Here is a 14,906-nt window from a genome sequence, read left to right on the forward strand (position 1 = left end):
GCGGAAGTCTGTCCGGTTCAAATACCGGAAACCTTTCGGTGACCGATACATAAGGGCGCATAAGCTTATTACAAGGGCAGGCCTAAAATTTTTTCATCGCGGCTCGTCATGTGCACGGCCGCAAACGAACACGGCACCCGAAGGTGCCGTGTGAGTGCAGAAGTTACTTGGTATCGCGGTGTTCGAACTCGCCTTCGATCACATCGCCTTCGCGGCCCAGAGGCTGGCGCGGTGCGGGACCGCCGCGAGGTTGCAGGTCGTCGGCAAATGCACGCTGACGCATGGCCTGTTCTTCGGCGCGCTGGCGCATCTTGTTGGCGAACAGGCGACGGCTGAACGGCAGCAGCAGGATCAGACCGGCCACGTCGCTGATGAAGCCCGGCAGGATCAGCAGACCACCGGCCAGGGCCAGCATCAGGCCTTCAAGCATGGTCTGCGCAGGCAGTTCGCCGCGGTTCAGGCTTTCACGGGCACGCAGGGCGGTGGCCAGTCCGGCGATACGCAGCACGAATACGCCGAACATCGAGCCGAGAATGATCAGCAGCAGGGCCGGGAAAAATCCGATCGAACCTGCCACTTTGACGAATACGAACAGCTCCAACACCGGGAACAGCAGAAAGAGCAACAAAAAAGGGCGCATCAAAGTTTCCTCAACGCAAGAAATGCCTTGCAGTAAGCCTTAGATGACGTCGCCCTTTCGCGAATTCAAGCGTCGGCCACCGCATTTTTTGGCCAGACCTCGGCGTGAGCCAGAGAAACCAAGGCTTCGCGCACTTGTATCGGCGTATGACAAGGCGCTTGAAACGGCAGCCAGTACAGCGCCTGACCGATGCGCAGGTGCATGCCTTCGGTGTCAATCCCGGCCATTTGTGCCGGTACGGTTTTCGGCAGCCCGGCGAGGTCGACGTAATGCGCGATGGCCTTGGCGTGGTCGCTGTTCATGTGCTCGACCATGCTGATTTCGGCCTTGCCGGCGAACGGGTTGGCCAAGGTCAGGTGATCGACCCAGTGGATCGCGCCGAAACCGCCGATGTAGCGATGACGCACGGGCTTGAGCACCCAGAAATCGAAATCGTGGGCTTTGTGGTAATTCTGCGAATCGGGGAAATAACGGTAGTAACGCTCGGCGGCGGCTTCGATGGCGGCTGCGTCTTCGAGCTTTTCCGCTTCCGCCAGATAGGTCAGGCGACCAACGGCTTGCACATCGTCGGCCTCACGCTCACCCACCAGCAGCGAACATTTCGGGTCTTTCTGCAGGTTGTGGGTGTGCTGGGCGATGCGGCTGATCAGGATCAGCGGCCGGCCCTGCTCGTCCAGGCAGTAGGGAACGACGGAGCCAAACGGAAAACCGGGCATCGATTTGGAGTGGGTCGACAGCACGCCACGGTATTCCTTGAGAAGCAATTCTCGGGCATTCTTAGCCGCTTCAACGCTCAATTTATGACTCCTTAAATAGAATCCGTCGAAAAAACGGACGGGCGACACGGATAAGTATCAGTCGCCACAGGGGCAGTTCTCATGTGCAGCCGGGCCATGTCAGGCGCAGATCGAGAGGCTCTCTAAAGGACACCACTCTGACCTGCTCTCGGGGACATGCGAATGCAACTCAACGACAAAGTAATCATTATCACTGGCGGTTGCCAAGGCTTGGGCCGCTCGATGGCCGAGTATTTCGCAGGCAAAGGCGCGAAGCTGGCACTGGTCGACCTGAACCAGGAAAAACTCGACGACGCCGTCGCGGCCTGCAAGGCCAAGGGCGTCGAGGCCCGCAGCTATCTATGCAACGTCGCCAACGAAGAACAGGTGACACACATGGTTGCCCAGGTCGCCGAAGACTTCGGCGCGATCCACGGCCTGATCAACAACGCCGGGATCCTGCGCGACGGCCTGCTGCTCAAGGTCAAGGACGGCGAAATGACCAAGATGAGCCTGGCCCAGTGGCAGGCGGTGATCGACGTCAACCTGACCGGCGTGTTCCTCTGCACCCGTGAAGTCGCTGCAAAAATGGTCGAGCTGAAGAACAGCGGCGCGATCATCAACATCTCGTCGATCTCCCGCGCCGGCAACGTCGGCCAGACCAACTACTCCGCCGCCAAGGCCGGTGTGGCGGCAGCGACCGTGACCTGGGCCAAGGAACTGGCGCGCTACGGCATTCGCGTGGCGGGCATTGCGCCGGGCTTCATCGAAACCGAGATGACCCTGGGCATGAAGCCGGAAGCGCTGGAGAAAATGACCTCGGGCATTCCGCTCAAGCGCATGGGCAAGCCGGAAGAGATCGCCCATTCGGCGGCGTACATCTTCGAGAACGACTACTACACCGGCCGGATTCTGGAGATGGATGGCGGGTTGCGCATCTGACCTCGGTCGCACAATGAAAAACGCCCCGGTGCACTGGCACCGGGGCGTTTTTGTTTAAAACACAGGCATCAATCGTCGCTGATGGTGATGTTCGGCATCGCCGGCGACGCCGCTTCCTGCAACACGATCCGCGCGCCGACGTGGCGTGCCAGTTCCTGATAGACCATGGCGATCTGGCTGTCCGGCTCGGAAATCACTGTCGGCTTGCCGCCATCGGCCTGTTCGCGGATCAGCATCGACAGCGGCAGCGACGCCAGCAGTTCGACGCCGAACTGGGTCGCCAGCTTCTCGCCACCGCCCTCACCGAACAGATGCTCGGCATGCCCGCAGTTCGAGCAGATGTGTACGGCCATGTTTTCCACCACGCCCAGCACCGGAATGTTGACCTTGCGGAACATCTCCACGCCTTTGCGCGCATCGAGCAGCGCCAGATCCTGCGGCGTGGTGACAATCACGGCACCGGCCACCGGGACTTTCTGCGCCAGGGTCAGCTGGATGTCGCCAGTGCCGGGCGGCATATCGATGACCAGATAATCGAGGTCGCCCCAGGCGGTTTGCGTGACCAATTGCAGCAGCGCGCCGGAGACCATCGGCCCGCGCCAGACCATCGGCGTGTTGTCGTCGGTCAGGAACGCCATCGACATCACTTCCACGCCATGGGCCTGCAGCGGCACGAACCACTTCTGGTCCTTGACCTGCGGACGGGTGCCCTCGGGAATGCCGAACATGATGCCCTGGCTCGGGCCGTAGATATCGGCGTCGAGAATCCCGACCTTCGCGCCTTCACGGGCCAGTGCCAGCGCGAGGTTGGCGGCGGTGGTGGATTTGCCCACACCGCCCTTGCCGGACGCCACGGCGACCACGTTCTTGACGTTGGCCAGCCCCGGAATCTGCGCCTGCGCCTTGTGCGCGGCGATCACGCTGTTGACCTCGACCTTGGCCGACACCACGCCGTCGAGGTTTTCGATGGCCAGTTGCAGCAATTGCGCCCAGCCGCTCTTGAACAGACCGGCGGCATAACCGATTTCCAGCTGCACGCTGACGCGGTCACCGGCGATTTCGATGTTGCGCACGCAACCGGCGCTGACCGGGTCCTGGTTCAGGTAAGGGTCGGTGTATTGGCTGAGGACGGCTTCCACCGCTGCGCGAGTGACGGCGCTCATGGGCAACTCCGATAACAAGACTGGGAAAAGATGGCGGGTATCCTACCCCTTCTGTCCTCCGGACGGCATGTCCGGCAACCATTTGCAGGGGTGAAATATCTTTCCCGGCGCTTTATAGTGGCCGACCTCCGTTTCATCAAGTAGCGAAGCCCCACATGTCCGAACCACGCAAGATTCTCGTCACCAGCGCCCTGCCCTACGCCAACGGTTCGATCCACCTTGGCCATATGCTGGAGTACATCCAGACCGATATGTGGGTGCGCTTCCAGAAGCATCGCGGCAATCAGTGCATTTATGTCTGCGCCGACGACGCCCACGGTTCGGCGATCATGCTGCGCGCGGAAAAGGAAGGCATCACCCCGGAACAACTGATCGCCAACGTCCAGGCCGAACACAGCGCCGACTTTGCCGAGTTCCTGGTGGACTTCGACAACTTCCACTCCACTCACGCCGAAGAAAACCGTGAGCTGTCGAGCCAGATCTACCTGAAACTGCGTGACGCCGGGCACATTGCCCAACGTTCGATCACCCAGTATTTCGACCCGGAAAAGAAAATGTTCCTGGCCGACCGCTTCATCAAGGGCACCTGCCCGAAATGCGGCACCGAAGACCAGTACGGCGACAACTGCGAAAAATGCGGTGCGACCTACGCGCCGACCGACCTGAAGGATCCGAAGTCGGCAATCTCCGGCGCCACTCCGGTGCTCAAGGATTCCCAGCACTTCTTCTTCAAGCTGCCGGACTTCCAGCAGATGCTGCAGACCTGGACCCGCAGCGGCACCCTGCAGGATGCCGTCGCCAACAAGATCGCCGAATGGCTGGACGCCGGCCTGCAACAGTGGGACATCTCCCGCGATGCGCCGTACTTCGGTTTCGAGATCCCGGGCGAGCCGGGCAAGTACTTCTACGTGTGGCTGGACGCGCCGATCGGCTACATGGCCAGCTTCAAGAACCTGTGCAACCGCACGCCGGAGCTGGACTTCGACGCGTTCTGGGGCAAGGACTCCACCGCCGAGCTGTACCACTTCATCGGCAAGGACATCGTCAACTTCCACGCCCTGTTCTGGCCGGCGATGCTCGAAGGCGCGGGTTTCCGCAAGCCGACCGGGATCAACGTGCACGGCTACCTGACCGTCAACGGTCAGAAGATGTCCAAGTCCCGCGGCACCTTCATCAAGGCCCGTACCTACCTGGATCACCTGTCGCCGGAATACCTGCGGTACTACTACGCGGCCAAACTGGGCCGTGGCGTGGACGATCTCGACCTGAACCTCGAAGACTTCGTGCAGAAGGTCAACTCCGACCTGGTCGGCAAAGTCGTCAACATCGCCAGCCGTTGCGCCGGTTTCATCCAGAAGGGCAACGCCGGCCTGCTGGTGGACAACAACGCCGCGCCGGAACTGACTGAAGCGTTCCTGGCTGCCGCGCCGAGCATCGCCGACGCTTATGAAGCCCGCGATTTTGCCCGTGCCATGCGCGAAACCATGGCTCTGGCCGACCGTGCCAACGCCTGGATCGCCGACAAGGCACCATGGTCGCTGAACAAGCAGGAAGGCAAGCAGGATGAAGTCCAGGCGGTCTGCGCCACGGCAATCAACCTGTTCCGCCAGCTGGTGATCTTCCTCAAGCCGGTGCTGCCAGTGCTGGCCGCCGATGCCGAGGCGTTCCTCAACGTCGCCCCGCTGACCTGGAACGACCACACCACCCTGCTGGCCAACCACCAGTTGAACGAATTCAAACCGCTGATGACCCGCATCGACCCGGTAAAAGTGCAAGCCATGACCGACGCCTCGAAAGAAGACCTGACCGCCAGCCAGACCGACACCGGCGACGCCGCGCCTGCCGGCAACGGCGAACTGGCCAAGGATCCGCTGTCGCCGGAAATCGACTTCGACACTTTCGCCGCCGTCGACCTTCGCGTGGCGCTGATCGTCAAAGCCGAACACGTCGAAGGCGCGGACAAGCTGCTGCGCCTGACCCTGGATATCGGTGACGAGCAACGCAACGTGTTCTCCGGGATCAAGAGCGCTTACCCGGATCCGTCGAAACTCGACGGTCGTCTGACCATGATGATCGCCAACCTCAAGCCACGGAAAATGAAGTTCGGCATCTCCGAAGGCATGGTGATGGCAGCCGGCCCTGGCGGTGAAGAGATCTACCTGCTGAGCCCGGACAGCGGCGCCAAGCCGGGTCAGCGCATCAAGTAAGGTTCTGCACTGACCGATCCCACAGGCGTACCCCGTGCGCCTGTGGGATTTTTCATATCTGGCCCGCCCGTCATGGCGGCCGGATAATGCCTAATCTTAAGTGACACCCGCCCGCTCTCACCGGCAGAACCATGACCGAACTCGTGCTTACGCTCTTCAGTGCTGCGCTGATCAACAACTTCGTGTTGCACTGGCCGCTGGGCGTCGATCCGCTGCTGGCGGGCGAACGCCGTCAGGTGCATGCGCTGGGGCTGGCAACGTTGTGCCTGATGCTGATTGTCGGTGTGGCAGGTTACGCGATCTGGCATTGGCTGCTGGTGCCATTGCAACTGGAATTCCTGCGTCTGTTTGTCTTCCTGCCGCTGAGCGTGCTGCTGATCGCGCCGTTGCTGAAGTTGCTGACGCGATGGCGACCCGATATGCCGTTCGACGGCTTGTGGCCGCTGCTGCTGGGCAATGCCGGTGTGCTGGGGCTGACGCTGATCAACGCGCAAGCGGATAAAGGCCTGTTTCATGCAGCGGCGCTGAGCCTGGGCGCCGGCCTGGGTTTCTGGCTGGTGCTGAGCCTGTTCAGCGATTTGCGCGAACGCACAGCCGACAACGATATTCCCCTGCCCTTTCGTGGCCTGCCGATCCAGTTGATCGGCGCCGGACTGTTGGCCGTGGCCTTTCTCGGATTCAGTGGACTGATCAAAACATGAGTCTGATTCAACGCATCGATTCCCTGCTGCCGCAGACCCAATGCGGCAAGTGCGGCCATCCCGGATGCAAACCCTACGCTGAAGGCATCGCCACCGGCGAGCCGATCAACAAGTGCCCGCCGGGTGGCGACGAAACCATCGCGGCACTGGCCGAACTGCTGAAAATTCCGGTGCTGGAACTGGATATCAGCCGTGGCACCGCACCGCCGCAAGTGGCGTTTATTCGCGAGGCCGAATGCATTGGCTGCACCAAGTGCATTCAGGCCTGCCCGATCGATGCCATCGTCGGCGCGGCGAAACTGATGCACACGGTGATCATCGACGAGTGCACCGGTTGCGACCTGTGCGTAGCGCCGTGCCCGGTGGATTGCATCGAGATGCACCCGCTGCCGATCGGAACGCTGCCAGTGGTGGGCGGCCTGGCCACCAGCCTCGAAGAGCAACAGGCACGCACCGAAAAGCGCGATCACGCCCGCCAACGTTTCGAACGGCGTAATGCCCGGCTGCAAAAAGAAGAACAGCAGAAGCAGGCCGAACGTGAGGCCCGGGCGCAGCGAGCGGCACAGGTTGAAGTTGCGTCCGCCACGCTAGATCCGGTGCAGGCAGCACTGGAACGGGTGCGCGCGCAGAAAGCCGCAACCGCCGACGCCGCGCTGAAAAAGGCCAAGATCGACGTGGCGATGAGCCGCGCCCAGTTGCACAAATCGCTGAAAGCCTTCGGCCATCCGCCGACCTTCGAACAGCAGTCGCAACTGATCGTTTTACAGCAGCAATTCGAAGCCGCCGAACAGGCCCTGTCCAAACTGGAAAGCCAGGCTATTCCTGCCCCAGCGGCACCGGCACCGGCAAAGGATGCAGACCTGAAACGAGCGAAAATCCAATTGGCGATGCGCCGTGCCGAGCTGAAAAAGGCGCAGACCGCAGAGGCTCCGCCAGAGCAGATCGCCGTACTCGAACAAGCGCTGCGTGACGCTGAACAAGCGCTGCACGCTGCAGAAGCGGCCAGCGATCAACCGGCCCCCGACCTTGTGCGTGTGGAGAAACGTCCGATCGACAATCAGCTTCGTCAGCTGAAAACCGAACTGGCCTACGCGCGCGCCGACCTGAACAAATTGCAGCGACGCGACGGCACGCCAGCCGAGGTCCTCGACAAGGCCCGCACCCGCCTGCAAGAGGCGGAGCGGCAGGTAGAAGCCCATGTCATCCATTGAAACCAGGGACGAGCGCCTGCAACAGGCGATGAAGCTGGTTCTGCTGGCGACATTGCCGGGGTTGTTGGCGTTGTTCTGGTTTTACGGCTGGGGCGTGTTGATCAACCTGATCCTGTCCGTCGCCACAGCCTTGAGCGTCGAAGCCGCCGTGACCTCTCTGCGCCGGCAGCCGCTGCAAGCGACCCTGACCGATGGCAGCGCGGTGGTCAGCGCCACGCTGCTGGCCATCGCACTGCCGCCTTATTGTCCGTGGTGGCTGACGGTCACGGCGATCGCCTCAGGCCTGCTGTTGGGCAAACACTTGTACGGCGGCGTGGGCCGAAACCCTTTCAACCCGGCCATGCTCGGCTTTGCCTTGGTGATGGTGATGTTCCCGCAGCCGATGACTCATTGGCCTGCCCATGGGATGGATCTGACGGCGGCTTTTGGCCAAGTGTTCAATCTGGGCACGCAGCCGGACGCCTGGGTTCAGGCCACTGCACTGGACAGTCTGCGCATCAACAAAAGCCTGACCATGGACGAACTGTTTGCCGGCAATCCGGCATTCGGTCGCTTTGGCGGGCACGGCGTCGAATGGGCGAACCTGGCATTCCTCGCCGGCGGGCTGTTCCTGCTGCAGCGTCGGGTGATCGGCTGGCAGGCGCCGGTTGGCATGCTCGCCAGTCTGTTCGTCATCAGCCTGCTGTGCTGGAACGGTTCGGGCTCCGACTCCCATGGCTCACCGCTGTTTCATCTGCTGAGCGGCGCCACCATGCTTGGCGCGTTCTTCATCGTCACCGAGCCGGTTTCCGGTGCAAAAAGTCCACTCGCCCGCTTGTTGTTCGGCGTGGGCGTCGGCCTGCTGACCTATCTGATTCGCACCTGGGGCGGCTATCCGGATGGTGTGGCGTTCGCGGTATTGCTGATGAATCTGTGCGTGCCGGCGCTGGAACGCCTTGCAGTCGCTCGTCAGACGCAGGTGAAACCATGAACCGTACGAACAGTTTGATAACCCTGGCGTTGCTGGCAACGATAGGCGTCAGTGTGACCTGTGTTGTGCAACGCAGTAACGCACCGCACATCGCCGCCGAGCAGCGCCAGCTCGAAAGTCGCAAACTGCTGGACGTGCTTTCGGTCGATGCGTACGACAATCAGCCTCTGGAACAACCTCTGGAGCTGGCCGACACCCACTTGAGCCACAGCGAGTTGCTGGGTGGTTATCGGGCGACCAAGTCTGGTCAACCGGTGGCGGTGCTGCTACGCACCCGGAGCGAGGGCTATGCGGGTCCCATCGAATTGCTGATTGCCATCGATGCCAATGGCCGGTTGCTCGGCGTGAAAACCCTGGAGCAAACTGAAACGCCGGCGCTGGGCGGACATATTGGCGACTGGCCAAATAGCTGGTTGCAGGCGTTTATCGGTAAATCCGGCAGCCAACCGACCGATGCCGGATGGGCCCTGAAAAAGGATCAGGGACAATTCGACCAGATCGCTGGTGCAACCATCACGTCCCGCGCAGCCATCAACGCCATCCACGATGCCCTGCGTTATTTCGATGATCACCGGACGACCCTGCTCGGGAGCGCGCCATGAACACGTCAGCGACACTGTCGAACTCAATGATGCTGGTGCTGTTGATCGGCGCCACTGACTCAGTCGCGGGCGCGCTGGCGATTGTGCTGATGTTCGCTGTTGTGGTGAGCCTGTACGGCGTGTGCATGGCAGCGCTGCGGGCACGTCTGAGCGGCGAGAGCCTGTTACCGGTCAGCCTGGTACTGGCCGCGACGCTGGCGGGGTGCGCCGATATTCTGCTGCAACGCAGCGCTGTGCAGTGGCATCAACTGGTCAGCCTTTACGTCGGGCTGATCGGTTTGCAGTGCGTCATATTCGAACACAATGGATTCTTTCGACTGCCAGCCCGAGGACGCCTGAAACTGTGCGGCTTGTTCATCGCACTGATGACCGTGCTGGCGGTGTTGCGCGAGCTGCTCGGTCAGGGCAGCATCGGCCATCACCTGTCGGATCACTGGCAAGGTTTGATTCTGTTCGGCGACGGCCTGCATTTCGCGACGCTGGCTCCCGGCGCCTTCATATTGCTGGGGCTGTTACTGGGCGCCCGTCAGGCCTGGACTCGCCCCGCCGCCCCACCCGAGGAAACGCATCACCCATGAATGCCGCAAAACGTCTGGAGATCTTCCGCCGATTTCACGAGGACAATCCCGAACCCAAGACCGAACTCGCCTACTCTTCGCCTTTCGAATTGTTGATCGCGGTGATTCTGTCCGCCCAATCGACCGACGTCGGGGTGAACAAGGCGACGGCAAAGCTTTACCCGGTGGCCAACACACCGGCCGCCATTCATGCCTTGGGCGTCGAAGGATTGTCCGAGTACATCAAGACTATCGGCCTCTATAACAGCAAGGCCAAAAACGTGATCGAAACCTGTCGCATGCTGGTCGAGCTGCACAATGGCGAAGTCCCGCAGACACGCGAAGAGCTGGAGGCATTGCCCGGCGTTGGCCGCAAGACCGCCAACGTCGTGCTCAATACCGCGTTCCGACAGTTGACGATGGCGGTGGACACCCACATTTTCCGGGTCAGCAACCGCACCGGCATTGCCCCTGGCAAGAATGTGGTCGAAGTGGAAAACAAACTGATGAAGTTTGTGCCAAAGCAATACCTGCTCGATTCACACCACTGGCTCATTCTTCACGGTCGCTATGTGTGCCTGGCCCGCAAGCCGCGGTGTGGCAGCTGTCGGATCGAAGACTTGTGCGAATACAAGGCCAAAACTTCGGACGATTGAGCGCCTATTGGAATTATTGATATTGCGATTGAAAAAATCTTTTTTACGATCTGCCGGAATGTCGATATAAGGAGCGCCAAAGGCAGTCTTAGCCTGGAGTTAACCTTATGAGCACCAGCAAAGAGCAAGTGGACGTAGAAGACGATTTCGTCGCGGATGCGGACGACGAACCGGTGGTTGAGGTCGCCAAGACCAACCTGAGCAAACGCCGGACCATCGATAACATGCTTGAGGAACGCCGACTGCAAAAGCAATTGGCCGATTACGACTTTGATCTCTGACATTTAAAAGCCTCCGCAACGGAGGCTTTTTCGTTTCTGCTGCATGCTGATGCCGATCTGCCCATGATCCGTCAGCGACTGAAGCGGTCAGACCAGGCCATTACGCTGGGCCAGTTCGATCAGATCCACCAGCGAACGCGCGTTGAGCTTCAACAACAGCCGTGTCTTGTAGGTGCTGACAGTCTTGTTGCTGAGAAACATGCCATCGGCGATTTCCTTGTTGGTCTTGCCGCGTGCCAGTTGCTGCAACACCATCATCTCGCGCCCGGAAAGGCGATCGACCATATCCGCTTCACTGGCATTTCCCAGGCTGGTGCGTACGGTGTGCAACGCCTGATTCGGAAAATAACTGTACCCGGACAGCACAGCCTTGATAGCGCTGAGCAGTTCGGTCAGATCCTGTTGCTTGCAAACATATCCTGCTGCCCCCGACTGCATGCAACGCATGGAAAAATGCCCCGGGGCCTGGGAGGTCAGCACCAGCACTTTCAGGGGCATCGCGCTGGTCGTCAGCCGCGCAATCACTTCCAGACCATCGAGTTTCGGTATACCGATATCCAGAATGACGATATCGGGCATCTGGTCACGAGCCAGTTGTAATGCATCCACTCCGTTATCCGTTTCTGCAATGACTTCGTAGCCATGACGCTCCATCAGCATACGCACCGCAAGACGAATGACAGGATGATCATCCACGATCAGCACTTTATTCATGGGCAAGTCCAGTTTCGCTGTTCGAATTTTTAGAACCGGCACAATAACGTAGTCATTTCATCCATGGCATAGCGAAGTTCCCTTGCATCAGTAGCGAGAGACACTTCCTACAGGCAATAAAGATTTATCCTACAGAAAAGGCTCACTGGCATGACTGCTTGATAGCGAACCTTGAAAAAGATGCACTCAATACGAAAAAAAAGCCGAAACAACATACTTATACCCATCCAGCCTTTTTTACTATAAACACCAAATACCGGGAAGCACATTCTCCCAACTACAACAATTCAAACCACCCAACATGACGAGAACGATCACACTCATGAGTAAAGGATATGTTAAAGATCAACAGAAAAATCACCAACCCCATCAGTGTCATTGCCATATTCGCATTCATCTCCGAAACGTCCGCGGCGGTGTCCTTGCCCTTCCTTGACCAGGATGAAAGGGAAATCTACATCTGGTTTCTGATCAGCTTTCCATTCTATTTGCTATTCCTGTTCTTCATCACATTGAACTTCAACTACCGCTCCCTTTATGCGCCCTCCGACTTTGATAACGACAAGAACTTTCTCAAGGCTTTCAAAGATCAACCCCCTGACTTTCTCGGCGAACTTACAGTTCAATCGAATACAGGATCACACACCGTAAAACTACCAAAACCACTGCACACGCTGTGCATCATTGATACTCGAGGACCGAATACCGAATCAAAAATCGACACGTTATTGAAAAAAATCCCACATCCCGGTGAGAACTTACCAAGAATACTCCTCGTTTTAACCGACGACATGTCGGATATTTTACCGAAAGAAAATTTCGCCAAAACGCTAAAACAAGGAAAAAAAACCACGGGAACGACGCATTGTATTATTTACGACGTCCAATCGCTGAACATCACTGTATTGGGAAAAGTTTAAATTGAGGCGCGGATACACGAAGCACATCAATGCGATGCACAAAGTGCCAATTAATTCGGAAACGCTGATCGGCAACGATCAGGTAAACAGAAGGGTTTTCCAGCATAGCGGCCTTGTCACAACGACAAGGCCGCTATTTCACATCAGGCCCGAGGGGCTCAGAACAGCTTGCGGCCCTTGTTGGCAGCAATCCGCATGCGCAGCGCATTGAGCTTGATGAAGCCCGCCGCGTCGGCCTGGTTGTAAGCGCCGCCGTCTTCTTCGAAGGTCGCGATGTTGGCGTCGAACAGCGAGTCGTCGGATTTGCGGCCGGTCACGATCACGTTGCCCTTGTACAGTTTCAGGCGCACGACGCCGTTCACGTTGACCTGGGAGGCGTCGATCATCTGTTGCAGCATCAGACGCTCAGGGCTCCACCAGTAGCCGGTGTAGATCAGGCTGGCGTACTTCGGCATCAACTCGTCTTTCAGGTGAGCGACTTCGCGGTCCAGGGTGATCGATTCAATGGCGCGGTGAGCACGCAGCATGATGGTGCCGCCCGGGGTTTCGTAGCAGCCACGGGACTTCATGCCGACGTAACGGTTTTCAACGATGTCGAGACGGCCGATACCGTGTTGACCACCGATCTTGTTCAGGGTCGCCAGTACGGTGGCCGGGGTCATTTCGACGCCGTCCAGCGCGACGATGTCGCCGTTGCGGTAGGTCAGTTCCAGGTATTGCGGGGTGTCGGGAGCCTTCTCCGGGGAGACGGTCCAGCGCCACATGTCTTCTTCGTGCTCGGTCCAGGTGTCTTCCAGCACGCCGCCTTCATAGGAAATGTGCAGCAGGTTGGCGTCCATCGAGTACGGGGATTTCTTCTTGCCGTGACGCTCGATCGGGATCGCGTGCTTCTCGGCGTAATCCATCAGCTTCTCGCGGGACAGCAGGTCCCACTCGCGCCAAGGGGCGATCACTTTTACGCCTGGCTTGAGCGCGTAGGCACCCAGTTCGAAACGTACCTGATCGTTGCCCTTGCCGGTCGCGCCGTGGGAAATGGCGTCGGCGCCGGTTTCGTTGGCGATTTCGATCAGACGCTTGGCGATCAGCGGACGCGCGATGGAAGTACCCAGCAGGTACTCGCCTTCGTAAACGGTGTTGGCGCGGAACATCGGGAACACGAAGTCACGCACGAATTCTTCGCGCAGGTCGTCGATGTAGATTTCTTTGACGCCCATGGCCTGCGCCTTGGCGCGAGCCGGCTCGACCTCTTCGCCCTGACCCAGGTCAGCGGTGAAGGTCACGACTTCACAGTTATAAGTATCCTGCAGCCACTTGAGGATCACCGAAGTGTCCAGGCCGCCGGAATACGCCAGAACGACCTTGTTTACGTCCGCCATGCCATCACTCCACGGGGTTCTACGGAAAGCCGAGGAGTCTACCGCTCAAACGCGATAATTTACAGAGGCGCGACAGCTTAAGACGACAAAGCGACAGAATCTGTCGAGAGCGCGACGATGACCGACAGGTCAGGAAGTCGCCGCGGCGTTGGCAGGCGTACTGGCTTGAGGTGCTGGAGCGGCAACCGGTGCCACCCGGGCCAGCTTCACGCTGACCCGCCGGTTTTTCGCCCGGTTGGCGGCGTTGGTGTTCGGTACCAGCGGGTATTGCTCGCCGTGGAAACGCACGGTGATCTGCGATTCGGCGATGCCGTTGGCCTTGAAGAAATCGACCACCGCCAGCGCACGACGGCGCGACAGCTCACGATTGGTCAGGCGATTGCCGCTGTTGTCGGAATAGCCATCGAGCTCAATGTGATTGACCGTCGGATCGGCCTTCATGAACTCGAGCATCACTTGCAGTTTGGCTTTCGCAGCGGCGTCCAGATCGGTGCCTTCGCCCGGAAAACCGACCTGCGAGTTTTTGACCTGATCGAAATTCTGCGGGAGCAGTTTCGCCACGCAGGTCTGGTAGTCGTTGAACGCCTTGCTGAACTTGACCGGCAGCAGGCGCACTTCGGAGACCCGCCCATCGCCGGAGGCACGTCGCACCACCGGGCTGCGACCTTCCAGCAAACCACTGATCAACCCGCCGGCCTGCGATTGCGAACTGTTGAACAGCACGTTGCCGGTGCCGATCCTGACGCTGCCCAGGTTGATGTCATTGCGTCCCGGCTGCCAGGGCGCTGCCGCCGCCAGCAAGGTTGCCGAACCACCGCCCAGCATCGCGTTGTAGGCATTCAGGCGAAAGATCGCCTGCTCGCCGGCCTTGCGCACGAACTGGCCCGAGCCGAAATCGGTGATCGGCTGCGTCAGGCGGCATTCGAACTTGTCGCCTTCGACCGTCCACTCAATGTTCTCCAGACGGGTCTGGTAGGTCAATGCCATCGCGGGAAGACTGGCAAACACACTGAGCAAGGCTAAATAACGCTGGCGCACGGGAGGCTCCATTGGCTTCTACAACAAAAAAGACCGATACATACATGTTTACGGCATACCTATGGGATATCGGACGCTCGTCGCAAAACTTGATAGCGAGTGCCTGCAAGAGTCTTTTCCGGTAGCATTCGCCTCAGTTTGACCCGCCTGGA

The 14,906-nt window shown here is 59.2% G+C and carries 16 protein-coding genes; 10 read left to right on the plus strand and 6 right to left on the minus strand.

Features of this window, described 5'->3' with window-relative positions:
* Positions 1-163: 163 nt before the first annotated feature.
* Together AC07NR_RS17870 and AC07NR_RS17875 are read right to left on the minus strand one after the other, a co-directional pair.
* Complete coding sequence (locus tag AC07NR_RS17870; RefSeq protein WP_085709542.1) at positions 164-640, minus strand: FxsA family protein; 477 nt, start codon at positions 638-640, stop codon at positions 164-166.
* A gap of 65 nt (positions 641-705) precedes the next feature.
* The gene (locus AC07NR_RS17875; RefSeq protein ID WP_085709541.1) at positions 706-1,437 is read right to left on the minus strand and encodes a HugZ family pyridoxamine 5'-phosphate oxidase; all 732 of its coding nucleotides are present in this window, start codon (positions 1,435-1,437) and stop codon (positions 706-708) included.
* Between the two features lie 162 nt (positions 1,438-1,599).
* Here AC07NR_RS17875 and AC07NR_RS17880 point away from each other — a divergent pair, with 162 nt between their 5' ends.
* Positions 1,600-2,358 (plus strand): SDR family oxidoreductase, encoded by a 759-nt coding sequence (locus AC07NR_RS17880; RefSeq protein ID WP_011335726.1) that lies wholly within the window; start codon positions 1,600-1,602, stop codon positions 2,356-2,358.
* A gap of 68 nt (positions 2,359-2,426) precedes the next feature.
* On the opposite strand, the gene apbC is transcribed toward AC07NR_RS17880, so the two are convergent.
* Positions 2,427-3,521 (minus strand): iron-sulfur cluster carrier protein ApbC, encoded by a 1,095-nt coding sequence (gene apbC / locus AC07NR_RS17885; RefSeq protein ID WP_248739244.1) that lies wholly within the window; start codon positions 3,519-3,521, stop codon positions 2,427-2,429.
* 155 nt (positions 3,522-3,676) lie between these two features.
* On the opposite strand from apbC, the gene metG reads away from it, so the two are divergent.
* The 8 genes from metG to AC07NR_RS17925 all read left to right on the plus strand — a co-directional run bounded on the left by metG (position 3,677) and on the right by AC07NR_RS17925 (position 10,706).
* The gene (gene metG / locus AC07NR_RS17890; RefSeq protein WP_248739245.1) at positions 3,677-5,728 is read left to right on the plus strand and encodes a methionine--tRNA ligase; all 2,052 of its coding nucleotides are present in this window, start codon (positions 3,677-3,679) and stop codon (positions 5,726-5,728) included.
* A gap of 131 nt (positions 5,729-5,859) precedes the next feature.
* Positions 5,860-6,429 (plus strand): electron transport complex protein RnfA, encoded by a 570-nt coding sequence (locus AC07NR_RS17895; protein WP_495079071.1) that lies wholly within the window; start codon positions 5,860-5,862, stop codon positions 6,427-6,429.
* Positions 6,426-7,640: an electron transport complex subunit RsxB gene (gene rsxB / locus AC07NR_RS17900; RefSeq protein ID WP_423204202.1), complete on the plus strand. Its 1,215-nt coding sequence runs from the start codon at positions 6,426-6,428 to the stop codon at positions 7,638-7,640. The genes AC07NR_RS17895 and rsxB overlap by 4 nt, the downstream gene beginning before the upstream one ends.
* Positions 7,627-8,610 (plus strand): RnfABCDGE type electron transport complex subunit D, encoded by a 984-nt coding sequence (locus tag AC07NR_RS17905; protein WP_248739248.1) that lies wholly within the window; start codon positions 7,627-7,629, stop codon positions 8,608-8,610. The genes rsxB and AC07NR_RS17905 overlap by 14 nt, the downstream gene beginning before the upstream one ends.
* A complete protein-coding gene (locus AC07NR_RS17910; protein ID WP_248739249.1) occupies positions 8,607-9,212 on the plus strand; it encodes an RnfABCDGE type electron transport complex subunit G in 606 nt (201 codons plus the stop codon). Before AC07NR_RS17905 ends, AC07NR_RS17910 begins: the two co-directional genes overlap by 4 nt.
* On the plus strand, positions 9,209-9,790 hold the full coding sequence (locus AC07NR_RS17915; protein WP_248739250.1) for an Rnf-Nqr domain containing protein: 582 nt from the start codon (positions 9,209-9,211) through the stop codon (positions 9,788-9,790). The genes AC07NR_RS17910 and AC07NR_RS17915 overlap by 4 nt, the downstream gene beginning before the upstream one ends.
* Positions 9,787-10,425, plus strand: coding sequence for an endonuclease III (nth, locus tag AC07NR_RS17920; protein WP_085709532.1), 639 nt, complete (start codon positions 9,787-9,789; stop codon positions 10,423-10,425). Before AC07NR_RS17915 ends, nth begins: the two co-directional genes overlap by 4 nt.
* Before the next feature lie 107 nt (positions 10,426-10,532).
* On the plus strand, positions 10,533-10,706 hold the full coding sequence (locus AC07NR_RS17925) for a PA3496 family putative envelope integrity protein (protein WP_167443787.1): 174 nt from the start codon (positions 10,533-10,535) through the stop codon (positions 10,704-10,706).
* 87 nt (positions 10,707-10,793) lie between these two features.
* Here AC07NR_RS17925 and AC07NR_RS17930 read toward each other — a convergent pair whose 3' ends face one another.
* Positions 10,794-11,420, minus strand: a complete 627-nt coding sequence (locus AC07NR_RS17930) for a response regulator transcription factor (RefSeq protein ID WP_085730184.1) — start codon at positions 11,418-11,420, stop codon at positions 10,794-10,796.
* A 335-nt stretch (positions 11,421-11,755) separates the two neighbouring features.
* Between AC07NR_RS17930 and AC07NR_RS17935 the strand changes: the two genes are divergently transcribed.
* Complete coding sequence (locus AC07NR_RS17935; protein ID WP_305833505.1) at positions 11,756-12,340, plus strand: hypothetical protein; 585 nt, start codon at positions 11,756-11,758, stop codon at positions 12,338-12,340.
* Between the two features lie 158 nt (positions 12,341-12,498).
* Here AC07NR_RS17935 and AC07NR_RS17940 read toward each other — a convergent pair whose 3' ends face one another.
* On the minus strand, positions 12,499-13,716 hold the full coding sequence (locus tag AC07NR_RS17940) for an argininosuccinate synthase (protein WP_007963976.1): 1,218 nt from the start codon (positions 13,714-13,716) through the stop codon (positions 12,499-12,501).
* 129 nt (positions 13,717-13,845) lie between these two features.
* Positions 13,846-14,754 (minus strand): flagellar protein MotY, encoded by a 909-nt coding sequence (locus AC07NR_RS17945; protein ID WP_248739252.1) that lies wholly within the window; start codon positions 14,752-14,754, stop codon positions 13,846-13,848.
* Positions 14,755-14,906 lie beyond the last annotated feature (152 nt).

Source organism: Pseudomonas sp. GW821-FHT09C09 (genome assembly GCF_059418105.1).